Raw genomic sequence first — 21,626 nt, 5'->3', positions numbered from 1 at the left:
GATTACTATGGAAGAAGTATTACACATAAAAAACGTCTCAAAAGTATATGAGGGAAAAGTCCCTCATACTGCTTTAAAAAATATAAATTTACACGTGGATAAAGGTGAATTCGTTGCCATTATGGGACCATCTGGTAGCGGGAAATCTACATTTTTAAACGTTATCTCTACAATCGATTCTCCGACTTCTGGTGATGTCGTGATTAACGGAAAAAAACCGCACACATTTCGTAGAGAGAAGTTAGCGATTTTCCGCCGCCAAGAGTTAGGATTTGTTTTCCAAAACTTTAACCTACTAGATACACTAACAATCGGTGAAAATATCGTACTACCTTTAACATTAGATAATGTTCCATTAAAAGAAATGGATGAAAAGCTTGATAACATTTCAAAAAAGCTTGGAATTGATCATATTTTGGACAAGCGTATTTTTGAAGTTTCCGGGGGACAAGCACAGCGTACCGCAGTAGCACGTGCTGTTATTCATCACCCTTCTCTCTTACTAGCCGATGAACCGACAGGAAACTTAGATTCAAAAGCGGCAATTGACGTAATGGAGTTATTTACGAAATTAAATAAAGAAGAAGATGCAACGATTTTAATGGTTACGCACGATCCGTTTGCAGCAAGTTATTGTAACCGTGTTATTTTCATTAAAGATGGAGAGCTTTATAATGAACTACACCGCGGATTATATCGCGAAAAATTTTATCAAGAAATATTAGATGTTCTAGCATTATTAGGAGGAAGACGTGGATGACATTTTGGCAATTCGCATTTAAAAATGTCTCACGTAATTCGAAAGCATATTTCGCCTACTTTGTAAGTAGTGCTTTTTCTATCATGGTTTTCTTTTCATTTACTGTATACGCGTATCATCCGCGCTTACAGAGTGTACAAAGCTTTCAAGAACGTGATCCTCTAATGAACTTAGCTAGTACAGCACAGCTTGTGATCGTTATGTTCTCGTTCTTCTTTCTCTTATATTCAATTGGAACATTTTTAAATGTTCGGAAGCAGCAATTCGGGATACTCACTATTCTTGGTATCTCACAGAGACAATTAAAAAGATTGTTATTTACCGAAAACATGATAATTGGGATATTGTCTATCTTTATCGGCATTCAAGGTGGACTTGTATTTTCTAACTTTTTCTTATTAGTCACTTCGAAATTAACAAGTGCGAAAGGTCTCTATTTATATTGGCCAACAGAAGCGATTATCGTTACAACCGTAACGTTTATCATTTTATTTTTAATCGTTTCTACGTTTACACCAATGTTTATTCGTACTCGAAAAACAGCCCACCTCATTAAAGGGAACAAGAAAATGCCAGCTGAAAAAAGACCATCTATACTCATCTCTTTATTCGCTTTAATTTGTTTAGGGCTATGCTATTATATCGCTGGTTATCCGCGAGGCTACGTAACGGAAAAAAATGTGCAAAATGGATCTGTCTTTTTTATTATGTTATCTATTTTACCGCTCGTAATAGTCGGGACATATTTATTCTTTTCACAAACATTCCTTCTTTTCATCTATATTTTAAAGAAGCGCAGAAAGTATTATTTGAAACAAATAAATATGTTATGGATTTCAGATTTAGTTTCTCGTACACGCAGTAATATTAATGTACTCTTTATTGTTTCTATGCTATCTGCACTTGCATTTACGATTATTATTGGATTATTCGCCGCTAATAACAATACGAAGGCATCAGTACTAGAGCGATATCCCGTTCCCTTCACGTATACATCAGAAGGTGACAATTCCCTTGAACAAAAGCATATTTCTACAATTGAAACGGAGCTTACAACTAATAATTTTCTTTACAAAAAATATAAGTTTACAGTATTAAAAGATACAGCTTCCAAAGAAAATATTATGCTTATGAAGATGAGTGATTATAACGCAATTGCTAAACAATTGAAAAGACCGGAAATAACAATCGATTCTACAGAAGTTTATATTATTTCTCGGCACTCACCAGAACTTCTCGATCTCGTATCTAATCCATTTGCAAAGCAAAATACGATTACACTCGGGTCTAATAAAAAAGAATTTCATATTAAAGGGTTTATTAATAAGGGAATCGAACCATCCTTTGCATTCCCACATTTAGCTGTCGTACAAGATTATGTATTTGATAATATGATTCCTCATATTGAAACAACTGTAATCTATAACTACTTCGTAGAAAACTGGGAAAATGCAATCGTTCCAACCAAAAATATGTTACGTGTTATTAGTGGCGATGCGCGTGAGTTCTACGAAAAGCATACAGAAGAGAACGCTCAAGTTCCTTTCTTCATACATACGGCTACGGATGAACTTATTTACGGTAAAGGAAATGCAGTCGCTCAATTCTTTATTTGGGCATTTCTCGGCTTTATTTTCTTTATCGGAGCAGCTAGTGTTTTATATTTCCGTATGTATAATGACTTAACAACTGAAAGACAAAAGTATATTACGATTACAAAGCTTGGCTTAACTGAATCAGAAATGTTTCGCTCTGCAACGATTCAATTAGGAATTTTATTTTTCGTTCCTTATATCGTTGCTGGTGTTCACACATTATTTGCGGTTAAGTTTTTACAAAGCATGTTTTCTTTCTCCTTATTAAAAGAGACATGTATCGTACTCACCTTTTTCGGGATTATCGAGATCATTTTCTTCTTCTTAATCCGTTCTCTTTACATTAATAAATTATCACAGCATATAAAAATATGAATAAAATAGCCTTGTGCAATATGCACAAGGCTATTTTCAATAGTTTTTAATAATTAGCAGCAATATCCGCCGTAGCCGCCAGCATAACCGCCATAACCACCATAGCCACAACCGCCGCCTCCGCCGAAGCAGCTAGCACCGATGATAATTAATAAAATAAACAATACGATCAGAAGCGCAAAACCGCCTCCGCAACCATGTCTGCGGTTACAATCATCATGTCTGTGTTCACACTTTTCGCTCATTACCCTATTCCTCCTTTAGTATCATTCATAACAAGTTCACCTTGCTCTAAATGAGGGGATTCCATTTATATTATGTTTTCAGGGCGAATAGGAAGCTTGGCTTACCTAAAAACGGGCTTGTTTTAGGAATTGGGCTTAATCAAAAAAAAGATACCTATTTAGGTATCTTTTAAAGAAACATATTCAACACAAGCGCAAAACCAAATGCAATAAATGATAACAATGTCTCGAGTACCGTCCACGTTTTAAAAGTTTCCTTCACCGTCAAACCTAAATACTCTTTTACAAGCCAGAACCCTGCATCATTTACGTGAGAAAACATCAATGATCCTGCACCGGTTGCAATAACAAGCAACTCTAAATTCACACCAGACATGTGCTGAATAACTGGTGAAACAATCCCTGCTGCTGTCGTTAATGCTACTGTCGCTGAACCTGTTGCAATTCGAATTAAACCAGCTACCATGAAAGCTAATACGATTGGTGATAACGAAATATGTTCTGCCATTTGTGCAATAGCTGTTCCAACGCCGCTTTCAATTAATATTTGTTTAAATCCACCGCCTGCACCAATTATTAAAATAATAGAACCGACAGGCAATAAACTTTCATCTGTTAATTTTTTAATCATCTTTTTATTAATACCTTGTTTGATACCAAGTAAATAAAATGCTGCGAAACATGAAATAAGTAAGGCGATTACTGGACTTCCTATAAATACTAAAAATTCAGTCAATTTTTTCGGTAATGAAATATATGGTGCAACGACCGATAAAATCATCAATACAACTGGTAATAAAATAATAAAGAATGAAACTTTACGACTTGGCAAATCAGTTGAGACAGTCGTAACCCGAATAAGCTCTGGTTCATTTTCAGGTATAACCCTTTTATGTACCCACTTTGCAAATATCGGTCCTGCGATAATGGCTGCTGGTAACGCGATAATTAATGAATATAAAAGTACCTTTCCTAAGTTCGCGTTATAAATACCGATTGCTGTCATCGCCCCTGGATGCGGAGGCACGAGCCCGTGAACAATAGATAATCCTGCAATGACAGGTAACGCAATTAATAATATATTTTGCTTCGTCGTTTTTCGAATGGAAATAACAAGTGGTAATAAAATGACGATCCCCACTTCAAAAAACACTGGAATCCCTATAACAAATCCTGCAAATAACATAGCCCAAGGTAGTTTCTTTACACCGAAAAATCGAATAAAGAAATCTGCCACTTGCATGCCGGCCCCTGAATCGGACATCATTTTCCCTAAAATTGTTCCGAGAGCTAAAATACCAACTAAATGTCCTAGTACACTACCAACACCAGTTTCATAGGCAGTCACTATTTTCGTTACATTCAGTCCAGACATGATAGCTAAAAACAAACTCGCAACTGTTAAACTAATAAATGCATGCCATTTCCACCATGATACCCCTAAAATAACAATCGCAATTGCAAGTAACGTGACGATTAATAAGTATATATCCATCTCCCATTCTCCTTACTTTATAAAGTGAAACTTTAATCAGTGGGGGTTTTGTTCATCCCCCACTGATTATTAGTTGAACCAATCGGACGTTTATGGACAGTTGATCTCCCACCTAACTTCTTTGCTTCAACTGAATTTTGAGGTGGGAGTTTTACTTTCCATTAACGCGGGATAAAAAAAGAGGGAAAATCCCCTCTTTTTTATACGTCATAATTCACTACATAATGCTGCATTTCTGTATTGTAGTAGCCTTCGCTATATTCAATTACTTCGCCAACTTCATCGTAAGAATAACGCATGCGTTTTAATAGCGCTGTCCCCTCTTTTTCACCTAGCGCTTCTGCAACGAAAATAGGCGCGAGTCCAACAGCGAATTCATCTCTGAAGTTTTCTAAATGAATACCTCGGTCTTCAACTAAATCATAAAGCGATTGCAAGTCAAAATCCGATAAATCTGAACTTGCCATTCCTGCTGAGAAATAGTGCGTATAATGAATGTACGGTGCATCATTTAACGTATATAAACGTTCAATACGAAAACTCTCCTTACCGAATAATCGAAATGGCACTGTTCCTTCTTCATTCTGCACAATTTCTGCTTTTAGCAATTTCTTCTGTACTTTATATCCTTCTTCCACTAACACTTCAGTAAATTTCTTACCCTTTGACAGTTTTGTCGCAGAAGTATTGCGGATGACTTTCGTTCCTTTACCGCTTTTCTTTTCCAAATATCCTTCTTGAGCGAGTTCTTTAATCGCATTTCGCACTGTAATTTTACTCACTTTGAACTCTTCTTCTAACTGCGGTTCGGAAGGAATATTCGTATGAATCGCATATACACCATGCAATATTCGATCACGAATAATATTTTTTATTTGCAAATATAATGGTCCTTTTTTTCTCGTTACGTTCACCGTTACACCCACTACCTTTCTACATCACCTACTGATGCCGTCATTGCCCGAAGTATATCCTTCTCTGATGACATTGGCGTATCACCGACGATTGTATGTGCTAGCATTCCAGCTGCTGACGCAAATGAAACAGCTTTCTCTGGTGCGAACTCTTTTATCTCGCCATGAATAATTCCGCTCGTATAAGCATCTCCAGCACCTATTCTATCATATACAGAAAACGTAAGTGTTTTTGCAAAAGTGAACGACCCATCTTTACATATAAACCCGCGAAGCGAATGTGTATTATCACTGTTAATAGAGCGATGAGTACCAGCGATTGTAGCGATATGATACGTTTCAGCTACCTTTGGAATAAGATCAACAAGTTGCGCCTCTCGCTCCGTTTCTTCGGTTTTTATTCCTAAAACAAACATTGCATCTTTTTCGTTCATCATAACGATATCAGCAAGTCCCAGCATTTCTTCATAATGCGGTTTTGCCTGTTCATATCCGTCTTCTCCCCAAAGTGATGGACGATAATTACAATCAAAAACGACGGTTCCTCCGTTTTCTTTAACTGCTCTCGCTAAAGACTTCATATGATGGCGCACCGTATCATTCATCGCAAGTGTAATACCGCAAAAATGAACGATATCAATTTCCTTAGCAATTTCTTCAAATTGGTACATCTCTTCAGACGCCGTATTGAAGCTACTTTCTAGTCGATTCGAATACGTAACGCGGCTTGCCCGTGCACCAAATCCATTTTCTAAAAAATACATACCTACATATTTACCGCCTCTTGAAACAAGAGAAGTTTGAATCCCTAACTTTTGAATGTAAGATACAGCTGCATCCCCAACCGAATTTTCCGGTAAAGTTGAAATAAGAAGCCCTTCATGCCCTAAGTGAGAAAGTGCCGCTGCAACGTTCACACCTGTACCTGAAAATGAGTAATTTAACGTGTTAGCTTGCGACAACAATTCATATCCAGGTACTTGCAGGCGCATCATTACTTCGCCAAACGCTGCAATTTTCTTACGCATATTGATCAACTAGCTTCTTCACGACTGCTAATAATTCGCGAACATCTTCTACTTTCGTATTACCAGTTTCTTTATCAATAATAGAAGAGTACACGTGCGGGATAACTTGCTCTACGTTTGCTTCAAGCGCAATACGTACAATTGTTTCGAAGTTTTCTTTATCAATTCCGCCTGTTGGCTCTAATGCGAATCCTTCTTCCGCACAAGCTTTCGCAACTGCACGATATTCTTCTTCATGAGCTAGCCCTTTCATCGGGAAGTACTTCAATGAATTTCCGCCCATATCACGTACAAGTGCGATCGCTGTTTTAATTGGAACGATTGCTTTTTCTTCTCCAGCCGCACTAATTGGGCCAGTAGAAATATTTACGTAACCTACTTTTCCTGTTGGCGATACTAAACTATTAATCCAGCTATCTTTTTCGCCAAGATTTGCACGTGTCGCTCCAACTGAAGGGAACACTTGGTTAATATGACTGCCAGGATAATGCTTCGCAATTTCAGCGACAACTGCCGCTTGGCGATTATCTCCTGCACCTAGTCCGATTGATACAGCGTCATCAATTTCTTTTCCGTATGCTTTCATCGCTGTAACTGCTTCTTCTACTGTTGGATAATCTTTTGATAACACTCCAACAACTACATAACCTTCTGCGGCCTCAAAAATGTCTTTTGCATTTTCGATATTGTTCGCTAATACATTTAATGCTACGCGGCCTTTATAAAAACGTTTTTGAATGTTTGTCATTTTAGTTTCCCCCTACAATTTCTCTCATTTTTTCTTCAATTACATGTATGTCATCACCTTGAAGTGGACGTGGATCAATATCAAAGAATCCTTGTCTTACTCCGTAATCACGTGTATAAATGGCAATTTCCCCTTCGCGTAATGCAGTCACAACATCTTTTGCTGATTTATTTAATTCTTTCTCGTTAATATGAATACGAGCTCTAAAGATTGCTCTTCCAGCTTCATCTTGAACGATCGTTACATTTACACCATTTAATTCTTTTAGCGGCATAAGTACTTGTAGCAATTCTTTTTCTTGCTCGCTCTTATCTTCTTTTACTCCGTACTCATCAAGCGCTTGAAGTAAACCAAAAGTTGTTTCTTTCCCAACCTTCATACTTCTTCCGATACAATGTAATTGCACTTTCAGCCACTCAATATATTTTCGTTTCCCGCCAACAATACCAGAAGTAGGTCCTTCAATCGCCTTTGAACCGCTATAAATAGCAAGATCTGAATACTTCACATATTTTTGAATGTCTTCTTCAGCTGCTGCATCCACGATAAGCGGTACGTTATTTCGCTGCGCAACTTCCCATGCTTCTTCAACAGAAATCATATTTTTTTGCACTGCATGATGTGATTTCACATACAGAATCGCTGCTGTATTTTCACCAATTGCATCTTCAATATGCTCTGCTTTCCCTTCATTTGCATAGCCAACTTCTACAAGTTTACCGCCGCCTAAGTAAATCATCGTTTCAACAGGAGCACCGTATTGAACGTTATGACCTTTTAACATAATCACTTCGTTTTTCGCGATTACTTCTTGATGAAGTCTTTCACTTTTACGGCGATTTCCTTCTGTAACGATACCAGCGATAGAAAGCGCAATTCCGCTCGATGCTGAATTCACAACGACCGCTGCCTCTGAATCTAGAATTCTCGCAATATGGTCTCCTGCTTTATCTACTAAATCAGCAATTTCCACATAATTTTGTCCACCATGTTTCATCGCATCCATTACTGTATCTGTAGGAGCAGATACACCTAAAATACTCATTCTACCGCTCGCATTAATTACTCTTTTTAATCCGTACTTAGCATTCAATGAATGACCCATTAATTACAACCCCTTTCGTATCAATCCTTCTTTCAGCAATGCGCTGATCCCCTTCTGAATCAATTAACGTAACCTTCTCATCTTTAACCGTAAATAAAGTTAAGTTTGCAATATCTCCTTCTTGAATACGGCCAAGCTCTGGTTTCTTAAGCCACTCTGCCGCATTTTTCGTAACCGCATCAATCACTTCTTCTAGCGGATAACCTAAGTAAAGGAATTTCGAAAGAACGTGAGCCATACTATATACTGGACCGTGTATACGATTCTTTCGGTAAATATCTGTACTAATTGTATGAAAGGCAATACCGTGACGCTTCGCCGCCTCTGCTACTTTAAAAGAAAAACTAGCATTACCATGACCAACATCTAAATGTACGCCGCGATTCACTGCATCTAGTAACACAGGTAGCGGTTTTCCTTCTTCATCAAATAAATTATTTTCTTTCCCGTTTAAGTAATGTGTAATAACATCATCTTTTTCTAAAAGAGGTACAACTTCCTCAATGCGAGGAGGCGCTGAACCGATATGTACCATAATCGGTAATGATGTTTCACGGGATAAAGAGCGCGCTACATGAAGCGGTTCAATTCCACTATCACAAACGACGCTTTTACTCATTCTCGCTTTTAACCCAACGATTACATCTTTATACTTTTCTACTGCTTCTATTACTTTCTCTTTATCTATCCATTCCATATTGGATAATTCATCAATTCGTTTCAAACCGATGCGAGAAATATTCAAAAAGGCAAATAAATTCGTTTTTGCCTGTTCTCTACTTTTTACTAAATCTGCAATGCGATCAGCTCCGCAGCTACCCGCATCAACAATTGTCGTTACCCCTTGCTTAACGCCAATTTCATCCACTTCATCGCCATACGGATCAAACTCTGGAAAAGCATGAACGTGTAAATCAATCCAGCCACTCGATACGTAAGTACCAGAGCAATCAAGAACCTTTCCACCCTCACCAGCACCAGCTTTCGTCACCTGTGCGATTTTATTATTTTCAATTACAATGTCAATCTCTTCCCCGTTCACACGTTTCACATTACGTAGTACGAATCGTTCTGTCATTGTATTTCCACCCTTTTCTATAAGAAGCCATAAGAATACGCTTACATTAAAGTTTCATTTTATATCTCTTTCACATATTTAGAGTAACATGAAAAAAACGAAAAGTAAATATAACGTTATAATGTTTAAAAATACATAAAAAGATGCTCCTCCAAAATGCTAATAGTATAGGAAATTATATCAACGATTTTTTGAATATATCTATCATAACTTACAATATATCAACGATTTTTCAATTATATCTATCATAACTTATAATATATTAACGATTCGACAAAGAATATCGATTTACCGACAAAAAACGTCACTTCCTTTCTTATATAAGAAAAGGCTGTCCCAAATGGCACAGCCTTTTTCTCTATTCCTGAACCGTCACAATAACCCCATCCATATTGTTCCCGGAAATTTCATACTGCTTGTTTGCTGGAACGTTCACTTTCATATTCTCAGAAACTTTATAATAAGAAACAGTATATTTCTTACCTTCTACTTCAGTTGAAATCTCTTTTTCCTCTTTTAAAAACTCTAAATATTCCTCTAGTGTGAAATTCTTTTTTTGCATAATTGCGCTATGAGGTAAGCCTACATAACGTATATGCCATGGCTCATATTGAATGCCTGTAATGTTACTTTTATTTTTCGGATAACGTAATACAAAGCCATGCTTCCATACGTTCTCTTCAATCCATTTTCCTTCAGGCGCTTTCTCCATTTTCTTTTGAGTAGACCCAATGTCCAGTGATAATCCTAAGTTATGTTCACTGTATCCTGCTGGAAGTGCATAATCAGATCCCATTTTTTCATATAGCTGTTTTTGCTCTTGGAAATCTCTATAGCCACTACTAATCAAAAAATGGTTAACACTTTCTTTTCCAGCCGCATCGACAACGTTCAAAAACTTTTTCACAACATCCTTTGATAAACGAAGATTTCTATCAAATATTACATAGCCTCTCACTAATTCACTATTATGATTTACATTTATAATATCAGACCTAATACTATCTTTTTTTACTGGGTAATCCCTGTTAACTAATAATAAATCGCCCTTATAAATTTGTTCCTTCGTAATCTCTTTCCCCTCGGTGTTTGCCGCCTTTACTAGCTCATCTTTCCCGACAATTTTAACGTCGATTTCCTTTTGAAATAACGGTGATATATAAACGCCTACACATACTGTGCATACTATAAAAAAAGAAATAAATACCCACTTTTTCATTTCTAGTTCCTCCTTAACGTAACTTACGTATAGAATAGAAAAAACTATTAAAATAAAAAGTGGGGTAAAGTTTAAATTTTTATTAAATTGTTACATTCTCGTCTTTTGGCAATCGTACTTCAAATATCGTTCTAACTACATTGCTCTCAGCAGAAATCGTACCGTTATGTTGCTCGACAATATTTTTCGCAATAAATAGTCCAAGGCCTGTCCCGCCACGGTTCTCAGTTCTTGCTTTATCACCTGTATAGAACATATCAAAAAGATACGGTAAATCTTCTTCCGGGATGCTATCTCCATAATTCATAACTTGTACGACAACTTCTCCATTATCGATATACCCATTCAGATCAACAAATTGTCCATCATATCCGTATCGAACAGCATTTGTTAACAAATTTTCAAATACTCTAGCTAACAATTTTCCATCACCGTTAATCGGCAAATGCGGATCAATATTCAATCTAGCTTCTAAATGATGTTTTTCTAATAACGGATACAATTCCTCCTCTAACTGTATAAGCAACTCACTTATATCAATCGGCTTTTTATCCAGCTTTAGCATGCCATAATTCATACGTGTAATTTCAAATAGCTCATCAATTAAGCTTTCCAGTCTTTGCGATTTCGTATATGCAATTGTGGAGAAATGTTTAATTTGTTCTTTTGTTAAATTTTCATCTTTAAGAATTAAATCTAAATATCCTAACACGGATGTTAATGGTGTTCTTAAATCATGAGCTAAATTCACAACGAGCTGACTTTTACTACTTTCAGCAAAATCTCCTCTTTCAACAGCTTCTTTTAACTTTTCACTCGCAACATTTATTTCACGTGCGATATCTCCAAACTCATCATTTGATGAAACTTGAACTTTATTCGTAAAATTACCGTTCGCAAGATGATGAATCCCATTAGAAATTTCATCAAAGTATTTTAAATACGGTTTTGTCAAAAAGAAGAAAAAGATAATAGATAACGGAATAAAGAAAATTAAAAAGAAATTAATGTCTCCAAATTCCCTTACTATTGACCTAAATTGTGCTAAAGGCTCTTCGTAGCGAACCATCGTTTTATAATACAGCTGCAATCCTTTATAAATTATATAAGTTACAGTTGCTGCAAGCACCATACTTAACGCAAATAAGGCAAGCATTTTAAATCGAAAACTTTTCATCATATTAGCCATTAAAAGTATAACCTACTCCCCACACTGTTTTTATTAATTTATCCTTTCTTTTATCTTCTCCAAGTTTCTTCCGCAACGTACGAATATGTACCATTACTGTATTTCCACCTTCATAATAATCGTCTGCCCATACGTGCTGAAAAATATTTTCTACATTGTACACTTTCTTCGGATGACTCGCTAATAAATATAAAATATCAAACTCTTTCGGCGTTAATTCAATTTGCTCACCATATACATCAACCGTCCTACGCTCGGGATTAATTACGACTCCGCCTAGTTCTAAAGCAGATTTACTCTCCGCTACTTTCGGTTGATTTAACGTAAAAAACCTACGCAGTTGTGCATTTACACGTGCAACTAATTCAATCGGTGTGAAAGGCTTCGTCATATAATCATCCGCGCCTAGTACAAGACCTGTCACCTTATCAAAGTCCGAAGTTTTCGCGCTTAAAAAAATAATCGGCATATGATGTCTCGTGCGAATTTGACGCGTCACCTCATACCCATCCATTTTCGGCATCATAATATCTAAAATTACCAAGTCGATTGGCTGCGTTTCAATAATATGAATTGCCTCTTCTCCATCAGCTGCTTTCACGACGTGGTACCCTTCTTTTTCTAAATGTATCTCAATTAAATCAGCAATTTCTGCCTCATCATCCGCTATTAAAATTGAAATGCGCTTCATTTTACTCCCCCTTTTTCATTCCATTTTTATACGCTCGATTGTAAACTAGTCTATCCAATTTGTACAATACAAAAAGGCTACTCGTTAGAGTAACCTTGGTAAATAAAATTATATCAGCGATTTTCCAATTATATCGACCGTAACTCAAATTATATCAGCAATTATTGAAATATATCGACTTACCGACAATGAACGACAAAATCCTCTCGCTATTTGCGGGCATCCTAATGAAACTTCCATTTACCGCTCAAACACAATCCGCTGCTTCGTAATTTCTTCCAATCTTCCGCGATCTACTTCATACTCAGCATCAACGCTTTGCGGCACCATCACTTTCCCGCCCTCAAGCATCACTTCCGGCCAAATAATATCCTGCTCCCAATGTCTACTAGAAGCAGATATATCTCCTGGAATCGTAAAGTTAGGCAATGACGCAAGAGCAACATTTTGCGCTCGTGAAATCCCCATCTCCACCATACCGCCGCACCAAACGGGTATGTTGTGCTCCATGCAATAATTATGGATTTGAACCGATTCTGTTAATCCGCCCACTCGCCCTGGTTTAATGTTCACAATTTGGCAGCTGCCAAGCGTAATCGCAACGCGTGCATCTTCTAAACTATGAATACTTTCATCTAAACAAATCGGCGTTTCAATTTTCTTTTGCAATTCCGCGTGATCAAGAAAATCGTAATCCGCTAACGGTTGTTCAATCATCATTAATTGGAATTCATCTAGTCGTTTCAGCCTCTCCGTATCCCCTAATGTATATGCTGAGTTTGCATCAGCCATTAACGGGATACCTGGGAACTCTTTACGAATCTCTTTCAATAATTCGTAATCATGCTCTGGTTTTATTTTCACTTTAAAACGCTCGTATCCTTCTTCTGCATACTTCTCGATTTGTTTTAACATAACCGGAATTGTATTGATACCAATTACAACACCAACTTCAATTTCAGTCCTAGTTCCGCCAAGCAATGTCGCTAACGACTTCTTTTGTCGCTTCGCATATAAATCCCAAACAGCTCCTTCAATTCCGGCCTTTGCCATTCGGTTTCTTTTTATATGTTGGAACAAACTCGGCACTTCATTCGGATGAGAAATTTCAGCCTTTAATAAATCCGGTAATAAAAAGTCTTGCAGTACATGCATCGCCGTCTTCACTGTTTCTTCCGTATACCACGGTTCAGAAAACGCAACGACTTCGCCAAATCCAATGCACCCGTCCGTATCTTCTAATTCAATGACGATACTCTCACGCTTTTCGTAAGTCCCGTAGCTTGCAGCAAACGGGATGACGAGTGGCATTTCCGTTATATGAAGTGTCGCTTTTTTTATCTCCACTTACATCTCCTCCACTAATTGTCTTAACTCTCGTCTTAACAATTTTTTCGAAGCATTTCGTGGTAATTCCTCTAAGAACCACGCTTTTTTCGGCACTTTATATTTCGCTAATTTCTCCTCGCAAAAGTGAAGAATTTCTTCTTCTGTTACTTCTCCACTTTTTACAACAAAAGCAGCGGGTACTTGTCCCCATTTATCATCAGTCATACCGACAACACCAGCTTCCGCTACCGCCGGATGAGAAAGCAACACTTCTTCAATTTGAGCCGGATATATATTCTCTCCGCCAGAAATAATTAAATCACTGCGGCGATCTAATACGTATAAAAATCCTTCTTCATCTAAATAACCGAGGTCACCAGTATGAAGCCATCCGTTTTGAATTGTCTCACGCGTTGCATCTTCACGGTTAAAGTAACCGCCTGTTACGTTCGGTCCTTTTACTACAATCTCACCTTCCGCAAATGGTGGCACTACTACGCCATCTTTTTCAATACGAAGTTGGCACTGAAATAGTGGTTTTCCAGCTGATCCTACTTTCGTTAACATGTAATCTGCGGATAACGTACAAATTTGCGAAGATGTTTCTGTCATACCGTACGTTTGATATACAGGAATTCCTTTTTCTACACATGCTTCTAATAGTGGTTTTGGCGCTGGTCCTCCGCCAAGTAACATGCATCGTAAAGAAGATGGATATGTCTCTGCCTCAAGTCGCTCTAATAAATCAGTTAACATTTTAGAAACGACAGAAATAATTGTTACTCCTCTCGTTTGAAGTGCTTTATGAATAAAATCAGCATCATATTTCGGAACAAGTAAAATACGCATGCCATACATAATGTTTTTCATTAAAAGAGATAGCCCGCCAACATGGAACATCGGCATGCAGGCTAACCAACAATCATCATCACGAAGTCCTAAATTAAGCGACGAACCGACTGCGCTTGCCCAATGATTGCCGTACGTTAAAATAACGCCTTTCGGTTTGCCTGTCGTCCCAGACGTATAAATAATTGTCATCGCTTCTTCTAAAGAAAACTCTTCTTGTATAGAGGCTTCCTCTTTTGGTCCATTCATCACTTCGGCGAATGAATAAACAGGAACATCTTTAGCATCAAAACCTTGATCCGTTACTAAACAAACAACTTCAGCATCATCCATTTGCCAAAGTAGCTCTTCTCTTGAAAGACGCGTATTTAAAAGCACAGCTACTGCCCCTACATAAGATAGGGCGTGAATAACTGTAATCATCTCCATACCATTTTTCATCAGAACAGCCACCTTTTGCCCTCGCTCCACTCCAACATGTGTGAGGTGTTCACAAACAGATACTACTTTTTCATGCAGCTCCATAAAAGTAACTTTCTCTTCCTCTATTTCAATTGCAGTGCGATCTGGTGTTAAAAATGCACGTTGCATTAACCAATTTGGCATCGTCTCCATCATTCATTCTCCTTTCATGAAAGAAAGAGACTTGATATGATATCAAGTCTCTTAGTTGTTTTGTTTCCGGTTTGGTCTTATCCAGCTACAGCAGCTAGAATGCTCGGTGGCTTCACTTCTTCCTACGAGGCAAAAAGCGCCTCTACGTCAGAAGCTCCATCCCCCTCACATTCTGAACGAGCTGCTTTCGCTTTTGGTTTCATCCAGCTACAGCGGCTAGAACAGTCGGTCGTTTCACGCCTTCCTACGAGGCAAAAAGCGCCTCTACGTCAGGAGTTCCAACGCCCTCTTGTTCTAAGCAAGACGCTTCCGCTTTTGGTTTGATCACGGGAAACGAGGGAATTGACCGAAGTCCGGACTGCGTTTTTCTTTGAATGCGTCGCGGCCTTCTTTTGCTTCGTCAGTTGTGTAGTACAATAACGTTGCATCTCCAGCTAGTTGTTGAATACCAGCTAGACCGTCTGTGTCTGCGTTGAATGCAGCTTTTAGGAAACGAAGTGCCATTGGGCTGTTTGCTAAAATTTCTTGTGCCCATTGTACTGTTTCTGCTTCAAGCTCTTCTAATGGTACTACAGTGTTTACTAAGCCCATATCAAGCGCTTCCCCAGCACTGTATTGACGGCATAGGTACCAAATTTCGCGAGCTTTCTTGTGGCCTACCATACGAGCTAAGTAACCAGCTCCGTATCCACCGTCAAAGCTTCCTACTTTAGGACCTGTTTGTCCGAATACAGCGTTGTCTGCAGCGATTGTTAAGTCACATACGATATGAAGTACGTGTCCACCACCGATTGCATAACCTGCTACCATTGCGATAACTGGTTTAGGAATTGCGCGAATTAGACGTTGTAAGTCTAATACGTTTAAACGAGGGATTTGGTCGTCACCTACATATCCACCATGACCGCGAACTTTTTGGTCGCCGCCAGAACAGAATGCACGTCCACCTTCACCTGTTAAAATGATAACGCCAACATTTGCATCATCACGAGCTTGTGCAAAAGCGTCGATTAACTCCATTACCGTTTTTGGACGGAATGCGTTATGTACTTCAGGACGGTTAATCGAAATTTTTGCGATACCATTGTATGTTGAATAAATAATATCTTCGTAATTGCCTTCTTTTACCCATTCAATAGCCATTACAACTACCTCCTTGTATATTTCTGATCTCCTCTATAAGTGTAACTTCATTCTTAACTGAAAAAAGCATCACTGCATAGTTTTTAGAAATCCCTTTACTATTGTATCAAACTTTTCCGGTTGTTCCACATGAATTGCATGGCCAGCACCATCAATTTTGACAAATTTCGCGTCAGAGACGCATTTTTCGATGTTTTTTAATATGCGAAAGAACTTTTCATCATGCTCTCCGTTCATTAAAAGAACAGGTATTTTTAAGTTTTTTAGCTCATCCCACCATGAAGGCTGAGCCCCAGTTCCCATGAAGCGCAAGCTATTTGCGAGCCCTGTTGGGTTGTTAGCAAGTCGTTCTTTTCGCACCGCTTCTTGTACGTTTTTTACTAAACGTTTTTGCGTTTCAAAAAGCGGAATATTTTCCCACATCGATACAAAACTTTCTATGCCTTCTCGCTCAATTTTATCGGCAAGTCGCTCATCTTTTTCACAGCGTTCTTTTCGCTCATCTTCACTTTTGAGCCCAGCTGTACAATTTTCTAATAAAAGAGAACGTACATATTCTGGATATAGACATGCCATCGTAATCGCCAGTCTACCGCCCATTGAATAGCCAAGTATATGTGCTTTTTCAATATGAAGGTAATCTAATAGTTCTTTCATTTGCAATGCCACATTTCGAATGTCATAATGCGCAACATCTTCAGGACTCTCGGTCTTTCCGTGTCCAACAAGATCCACTACAATAACTTGAAACTGCTCACTCCATGAAGAGATAAAAGAACGCCAAGTTTCCATACTTCCCGTAAAACCATGAAGAAGTAGAAGTGGTTCCCCGCTTCCGACAACTTCATATTCATACGATACACCTTGCAGCGTTACGTTCATTTTGATTCACCTTGCAAGTATGTAGTAATTACGTCCTGCGTTTTTGCCCATAATGTACGGTGCAATGTTAAGTTTTCATCACGGTTCGTACAAATTTCTACAACGTGTAAACCGTTTGTCGTCGTTCCTTTTTGTACCTCTTCTCGGAATTGCTCCCAACCATTTACACGGCTAAATGAACCGCCGTACATTTTGACAACATGCTCATAATCAAGTCCAATTGGTGTTCCAAATAATGATTCAAAATGTTCCTTTTTCTCATACTGTGGTAAGAATGAGAAAATACCCCCACCATCATTATTTACAACGACAATTGTTATATTTAATTCATGTAATTTCGCTGCTAACAGTCCATTTAAATCGTGATAAAATGATAAATCACCAATTACTAATACAAGTGGGTCGCAAATAACGCTTGCTCCTAGAGCTGTCGAAATGATTCCATCAATACCATTTACACCACGGTTTGCCATCACATGGATGTTTTTATCCGATGTGAAGAAGAATGAGTCTGTATCACGAATTGGCATACTATTGCTCGCAAATAACGTTGCGTCTTCTGGTAATACTCGCACAATATCTGTAATAACCTTTCCTTCAAATGCAGTTTCATATGTTTCCATTTCACGAAGCGTTTCCTTCGTTTTTTCGTTTATATGTTGCCACATTAGGGACCAATCATTCTTTTTCATAACTGGCATTTTTTCTATTAATGCCTTGCAGAATTCAATGTCACTTGCTTGCACAACTTCTGTCGCAACAAGAGCTGGATCTCTCCATTGTCCTGATTCATCGACAACGATATGAACTGCTTTTGTTTGTTTTTTTATGAACTGCGTTAATGATTTAGAAACAGGCATACCACCAAAGCGAATTAAAACGTCCGGTTTCCATGTTTCTTTTAACTTTTCATTTCGTAAAAATGTATCATAACAGTCGATTACCATCGTTTTATCGTGGTGTCCGCTACGAATATTAGAAAGTGGGTCTGCTAATATTGGGTATCCCGTTTTTTCAGCTAGTTGCGTTGCAAACGTTGCGATTTCTGAATGACTATCATCTCCACAAATAATAAGCCCCTTTTCCATATGTGAAAGGCGCCCTACAAGAGAATCTACATATTCACTCGGCATCACCACGTTCCCTTGCTGAACTACTCCTGTATATTCCCCGCGTCCTTTATCCCATAAACTTTCTAATGAAAAGTCCGGGATAAGCGGTTCACGAACTGGAAAATTAAGATGAACAGGTCCTTGCGGCGCTAAACAAGCACTTGCTATCATGCGCTGCGTTGTCATGCGAGCATAGTGGTACATCGCTTCACTCGCTTCTGGAAGTGCCATCTCTGTAAATTGCTTCACAAACGTACCGTATAAATTAAATTGATTCATCGCTTGTGGTGCACCGACATCTCTTAATTCATGCGGTCTATCTGCTGTTAAGACGATAAGCGGCACTCGTGAATGGAAAGCTTCACATACAGCTGGATAGTAGTTCGCTGCTGCCGTTCCTGACGTACATAATAATGCAACCGGACGTTTTTTCGCTTTTGCGATACCGAGCGCAAAAAATCCTGCAGATCTTTCATCTACATGTAAATATGTGTTCATTCCTTCGTGTTGTTCCATTAGTAGAGCAATCGGCGTTGACCGTGAGCCTGGACTAATGACAACATCACATACATTTAGACGCGTCAGTTCATCCACGAACGCGCCTAAATAATATGATAATGCTTCTATATGATTGTTCATTTCATTAATTCCTCCAAAGCACCAAGCATCGGTCTAAACTTCAAACTTGTCTCTTCATATTCAAGTTGCGGTACTGAATCAATTACAATCCCGCAACCGGCAAATAAGGATGCTTTCTCGCCATTTAATAATCCGCAGCGAAGTGCAACCGCAAATTCACCATTTCCTTCATCATCTATCCAGCCAATCGGTGCACCATATAATCCTCTGTCTAACAATTCAACATCACGAATCAGTTTCATCGCTTCCAAACGAGGTGTCCCGCCAAGAGCTGGTGTTGGATGTAATTCTTCTACCATCGTTAAAAGACTCGCAGTGCCTTTTGCCTCTACAGGCGTATATAAATGAATTAAGTTTTTCGTTGTTAATAGACCTGGACTCTCCGGAATATTAACGTATTCGCAGTGCTCATTTAATACCGACCTGATCATGTTCACAACATAACCGTGTTCAGCTAAATTCTTTTCATCATGAAGAAGCGCATTACTATTTCGCTTACTTTCTTCTATAGATTGACCATGACCAGTTGAACCAGCAAGACACATCGAAGTAAACTTCTCATCTTCTTTGCGAATTAACCTCTCTGGCGTCGCTCCTAAGAAGCATGCTCCTTTATAATCAAAAGAAAATACGTAACAATCCGGTTGCCCAATGCGAAGTGCTTCTAAAACAAGAGCAGAATCAATCGAATGATTCATCTCTACTTTTAGTTCCCTCGCCAATACAACCTTCTGCACGTTCCCCTGCTTCATCTCATCTTGTACTTTTTCAATTGCTTTCATCCAGCCTTTCGGATCCACTTCCACTTTAGAAATAACAGTCAATTTCGATCCGTTTAGCGCACATTTACTCTCTCCCAAAATTTTCTCTTCTAAAGAAATCATTTCGTTATAAAGAGTTTCTGCACAATCTGCTGCTGAAACAAATGTATTCATCGTTAACCATGCTTTTTCATTTTTTACAGTTAATAAAAATGCTGGTAGTGAAAATGTCGTATCTTTAAACTCTTTCCATAGGTCCGTTTTCTCTTTTTCTGGATCAAAGGAAAAACCACCAAATAAAAGCGGACCCGTTCCAAATTCATATTCATCTCTTTGGACAAATGCATTCTCTCTTACTTTCTCCCACTCGTCGCGAGCGGTTTGAAAGCGCTTATGAGAAGAATTTGCTATAGTGAAAACAGAGCCAATTCCTGCAAATATTACACGCTGAGCCGGATCTGCAAAATAACATCTATTTTCGAATGAAATCCTTTTTCCTGCTGCATAGAACAGAAGCGGATCCACCCAGTCTATTTGTTTTACAAAACTAACTAATGTTTTTTCGTTAGTTGCACGCTTGATGGCTGCAATAAGAACTTCTTGCAAGCCTTTTTGTTTCGTTTGAATCACAATTGTCTCCCCCCTATGGGCGAAAAATAGTCATAATTACGCTTGATTTTAAGATACACCTCAAACGAAAGGCCTGTCAACGTTTAGCATTTCTGAGAAATCCACCTTCTCTTCCTAGAAAATAAACATTGACACTAAATGATGCTTTTTCTACACTTAGTTGTGTACAATATGTGACCAAAGGAGGATTCAACATGGAAATGAACGTCGAAACGAATTCCTCTCCTACGGCGCCAAAGCCAAGTAAGCAAACAGGCTGGCGCATCTGGTGGAGTTTACTACGTCCCCATACATTAACAGCAGCCTTCGTGCCTGTTTTCATCGGAACAGCATATTCGATGCAGGTCGGAGGTATAAATCAAATACATCTTCCTCTTTTCCTTATGATGCTTCTTGCTTGTCTTCTCATTCAAGCAGCAACAAACATGTTTAATGAATACTTTGATTATAAAAGAGGACTCGATCACGAAGGTTCAGTTGGTATCGGCGGCGCTATCGTTCGCGATGGCATTCAGCCAAAAACAGTGCTTAACTTAGCATTTGGATTTTTCTGCATCGCAATACTATTAGGTGTTTATATTTGTATGAATTCTAGCTGGTGGCTTGCTGCAATCGGTCTTGTTTGTATGGCCGTTGCTTACCTTTATACAGGTGGCCCACTTCCAATTGCATATACACCATTTGGAGAGTTGACAGCCGGATTATTTATGGGTGTCATTATTATTGGAATTTCATTCTTTATTCAAACTGGAACTGTAACATCAGAAGTCATTTTACTATCTATTCCAAGCTCCATTTTAATTGGCGCCATTTTACTAGCTAATAATATTCGCGACTTGGATGGCGATAAAGAAAATGGTCGTAAAACGTTAGCAATTCTCGTTGGACGCGAGCGAGCGGTTGGTGTACTTGCTTCGATGTTCATCGTTTCCTACATTTGGACAATTGCTTTAATTATCGTGGGCATCGTATCACCATGGATGCTTATCGTATTTTTAAGTGCGCCGAAAGCATTTAAAGCGACGAAAGGCTTTATCGGTAAAAGCATTCCGATGGAAATGGTACCTGCGATGATTGCAACAGCAAAAACAAATACAATCTTCGGTTTTCTAATGGGAATCGGATTATTGCTTGGATACTTTCTATAAAAGGAGCTGCTTATGCGGCTCCTTTTTCATATCTGAAATTCATCTCATAATTCCTACTCTCAACGCTCATACTATG

Annotated in this window: 19 protein-coding genes; 3 read left to right on the top strand and 16 right to left on the bottom strand. The window is 38.4% G+C overall.

Annotated features, from left to right (window positions below; translation table 11 throughout):
- Window positions 1–7: 7 nt before the first annotated feature.
- The gene (locus MKY38_RS25535; protein ID WP_000393250.1) at window positions 8–760 is read left to right on the top strand and encodes an ABC transporter ATP-binding protein; all 753 of its coding nucleotides are present in this window, start codon (window positions 8–10) and stop codon (window positions 758–760) included.
- Entirely contained in the window at window positions 757–2,730 is a 1,974-nt protein-coding gene (locus MKY38_RS25530) for an FtsX-like permease family protein (protein ID WP_025709988.1), read from the top strand. The genes MKY38_RS25535 and MKY38_RS25530 overlap by 4 nt, the downstream gene beginning before the upstream one ends.
- A gap of 53 nt (window positions 2,731–2,783) precedes the next feature.
- Here the strand turns inward: MKY38_RS25530 and MKY38_RS25525 are convergent, their stop codons facing one another.
- The 16 genes from MKY38_RS25525 to MKY38_RS25450 all read right to left on the bottom strand — a co-directional run bounded on the left by MKY38_RS25525 (window position 2,784) and on the right by MKY38_RS25450 (window position 20,402).
- The gene (locus MKY38_RS25525) at window positions 2,784–2,975 is read right to left on the bottom strand and encodes a YjcZ family sporulation protein (RefSeq protein WP_001290392.1); all 192 of its coding nucleotides are present in this window, start codon (window positions 2,973–2,975) and stop codon (window positions 2,784–2,786) included.
- Window positions 2,976–3,144: 169 nt separating this feature from the next.
- Window positions 3,145–4,470: a gluconate permease GntP gene (gntP, locus tag MKY38_RS25520; RefSeq protein WP_341050098.1), complete on the bottom strand. Its 1,326-nt coding sequence runs from the start codon at window positions 4,468–4,470 to the stop codon at window positions 3,145–3,147.
- A gap of 200 nt (window positions 4,471–4,670) precedes the next feature.
- The gene (locus MKY38_RS25515; RefSeq protein WP_025709986.1) at window positions 4,671–5,396 is read right to left on the bottom strand and encodes a GntR family transcriptional regulator; all 726 of its coding nucleotides are present in this window, start codon (window positions 5,394–5,396) and stop codon (window positions 4,671–4,673) included.
- Window positions 5,396–6,412 (bottom strand): sugar kinase, encoded by a 1,017-nt coding sequence (locus MKY38_RS25510; protein ID WP_341050094.1) that lies wholly within the window; start codon window positions 6,410–6,412, stop codon window positions 5,396–5,398. The genes MKY38_RS25515 and MKY38_RS25510 overlap by 1 nt, the downstream gene beginning before the upstream one ends.
- Window positions 6,405–7,160 carry a 2-dehydro-3-deoxy-phosphogluconate aldolase gene (gene dagF, locus MKY38_RS25505; RefSeq protein WP_000181907.1) on the bottom strand — a complete coding sequence of 252 codons (756 nt, stop codon included), beginning with the start codon at window positions 7,158–7,160 and terminating at the stop codon, window positions 6,405–6,407. The genes MKY38_RS25510 and dagF overlap by 8 nt, the downstream gene beginning before the upstream one ends.
- Window position 7,161: 1 nt before the next feature.
- Window positions 7,162–8,265 carry a DgaE family pyridoxal phosphate-dependent ammonia lyase gene (locus MKY38_RS25500; RefSeq protein WP_078438786.1) on the bottom strand — a complete coding sequence of 368 codons (1,104 nt, stop codon included), beginning with the start codon at window positions 8,263–8,265 and terminating at the stop codon, window positions 7,162–7,164.
- The gene (locus MKY38_RS25495) at window positions 8,243–9,343 is read right to left on the bottom strand and encodes an amidohydrolase/deacetylase family metallohydrolase (protein WP_000139930.1); all 1,101 of its coding nucleotides are present in this window, start codon (window positions 9,341–9,343) and stop codon (window positions 8,243–8,245) included. The genes MKY38_RS25500 and MKY38_RS25495 overlap by 23 nt, the downstream gene beginning before the upstream one ends.
- A gap of 358 nt (window positions 9,344–9,701) precedes the next feature.
- Window positions 9,702–10,562, bottom strand: a complete 861-nt coding sequence (locus MKY38_RS25490) for a M15 family metallopeptidase (RefSeq protein WP_065222663.1) — start codon at window positions 10,560–10,562, stop codon at window positions 9,702–9,704.
- Window positions 10,563–10,644: 82 nt separating this feature from the next.
- The gene (locus MKY38_RS25485) at window positions 10,645–11,751 is read right to left on the bottom strand and encodes a sensor histidine kinase (protein WP_078385036.1); all 1,107 of its coding nucleotides are present in this window, start codon (window positions 11,749–11,751) and stop codon (window positions 10,645–10,647) included.
- Complete coding sequence (locus tag MKY38_RS25480; RefSeq protein WP_341050089.1) at window positions 11,744–12,442, bottom strand: response regulator transcription factor; 699 nt, start codon at window positions 12,440–12,442, stop codon at window positions 11,744–11,746. Before MKY38_RS25480 ends, MKY38_RS25485 begins: the two co-directional genes overlap by 8 nt.
- Window positions 12,443–12,682: 240 nt before the next feature.
- Window positions 12,683–13,789 carry an o-succinylbenzoate synthase gene (menC, locus tag MKY38_RS25475; protein ID WP_065222660.1) on the bottom strand — a complete coding sequence of 369 codons (1,107 nt, stop codon included), beginning with the start codon at window positions 13,787–13,789 and terminating at the stop codon, window positions 12,683–12,685.
- Complete coding sequence (locus tag MKY38_RS25470; protein WP_114556116.1) at window positions 13,790–15,235, bottom strand: o-succinylbenzoate--CoA ligase; 1,446 nt, start codon at window positions 15,233–15,235, stop codon at window positions 13,790–13,792.
- A gap of 324 nt (window positions 15,236–15,559) precedes the next feature.
- On the bottom strand, window positions 15,560–16,378 hold the full coding sequence (gene menB, locus MKY38_RS25465; protein ID WP_000963882.1) for a 1,4-dihydroxy-2-naphthoyl-CoA synthase: 819 nt from the start codon (window positions 16,376–16,378) through the stop codon (window positions 15,560–15,562).
- 69 nt (window positions 16,379–16,447) lie between these two features.
- Window positions 16,448–17,260 (bottom strand): 2-succinyl-6-hydroxy-2,4-cyclohexadiene-1-carboxylate synthase, encoded by an 813-nt coding sequence (gene menH / locus MKY38_RS25460; protein ID WP_114556115.1) that lies wholly within the window; start codon window positions 17,258–17,260, stop codon window positions 16,448–16,450.
- Window positions 17,257–19,011, bottom strand: coding sequence for a 2-succinyl-5-enolpyruvyl-6-hydroxy-3-cyclohexene-1-carboxylic-acid synthase (menD, locus tag MKY38_RS25455; protein ID WP_114556114.1), 1,755 nt, complete (start codon window positions 19,009–19,011; stop codon window positions 17,257–17,259). Before menD ends, menH begins: the two co-directional genes overlap by 4 nt.
- Window positions 19,008–20,402, bottom strand: a complete 1,395-nt coding sequence (locus MKY38_RS25450) for an isochorismate synthase (protein WP_065222656.1) — start codon at window positions 20,400–20,402, stop codon at window positions 19,008–19,010. Before MKY38_RS25450 ends, menD begins: the two co-directional genes overlap by 4 nt.
- Window positions 20,403–20,596: 194 nt before the next feature.
- Between MKY38_RS25450 and MKY38_RS25445 the strand changes: the two genes are divergently transcribed.
- Window positions 20,597–21,550: a 1,4-dihydroxy-2-naphthoate polyprenyltransferase gene (locus MKY38_RS25445; protein WP_065222655.1), complete on the top strand. Its 954-nt coding sequence runs from the start codon at window positions 20,597–20,599 to the stop codon at window positions 21,548–21,550.
- Window positions 21,551–21,626: the final 76 nt, after the last annotated feature.

Source organism: Bacillus sp. FSL R5-0585 (assembly GCF_038004545.1).
Taxonomy (GTDB): Bacteria; Bacillota; Bacilli; order Bacillales; family Bacillaceae_G; genus Bacillus_A; species Bacillus_A cereus.
Note: the sequence above shows the minus strand (reverse complement) of the source record. Positions and strands in the feature narration are given on the sequence as shown.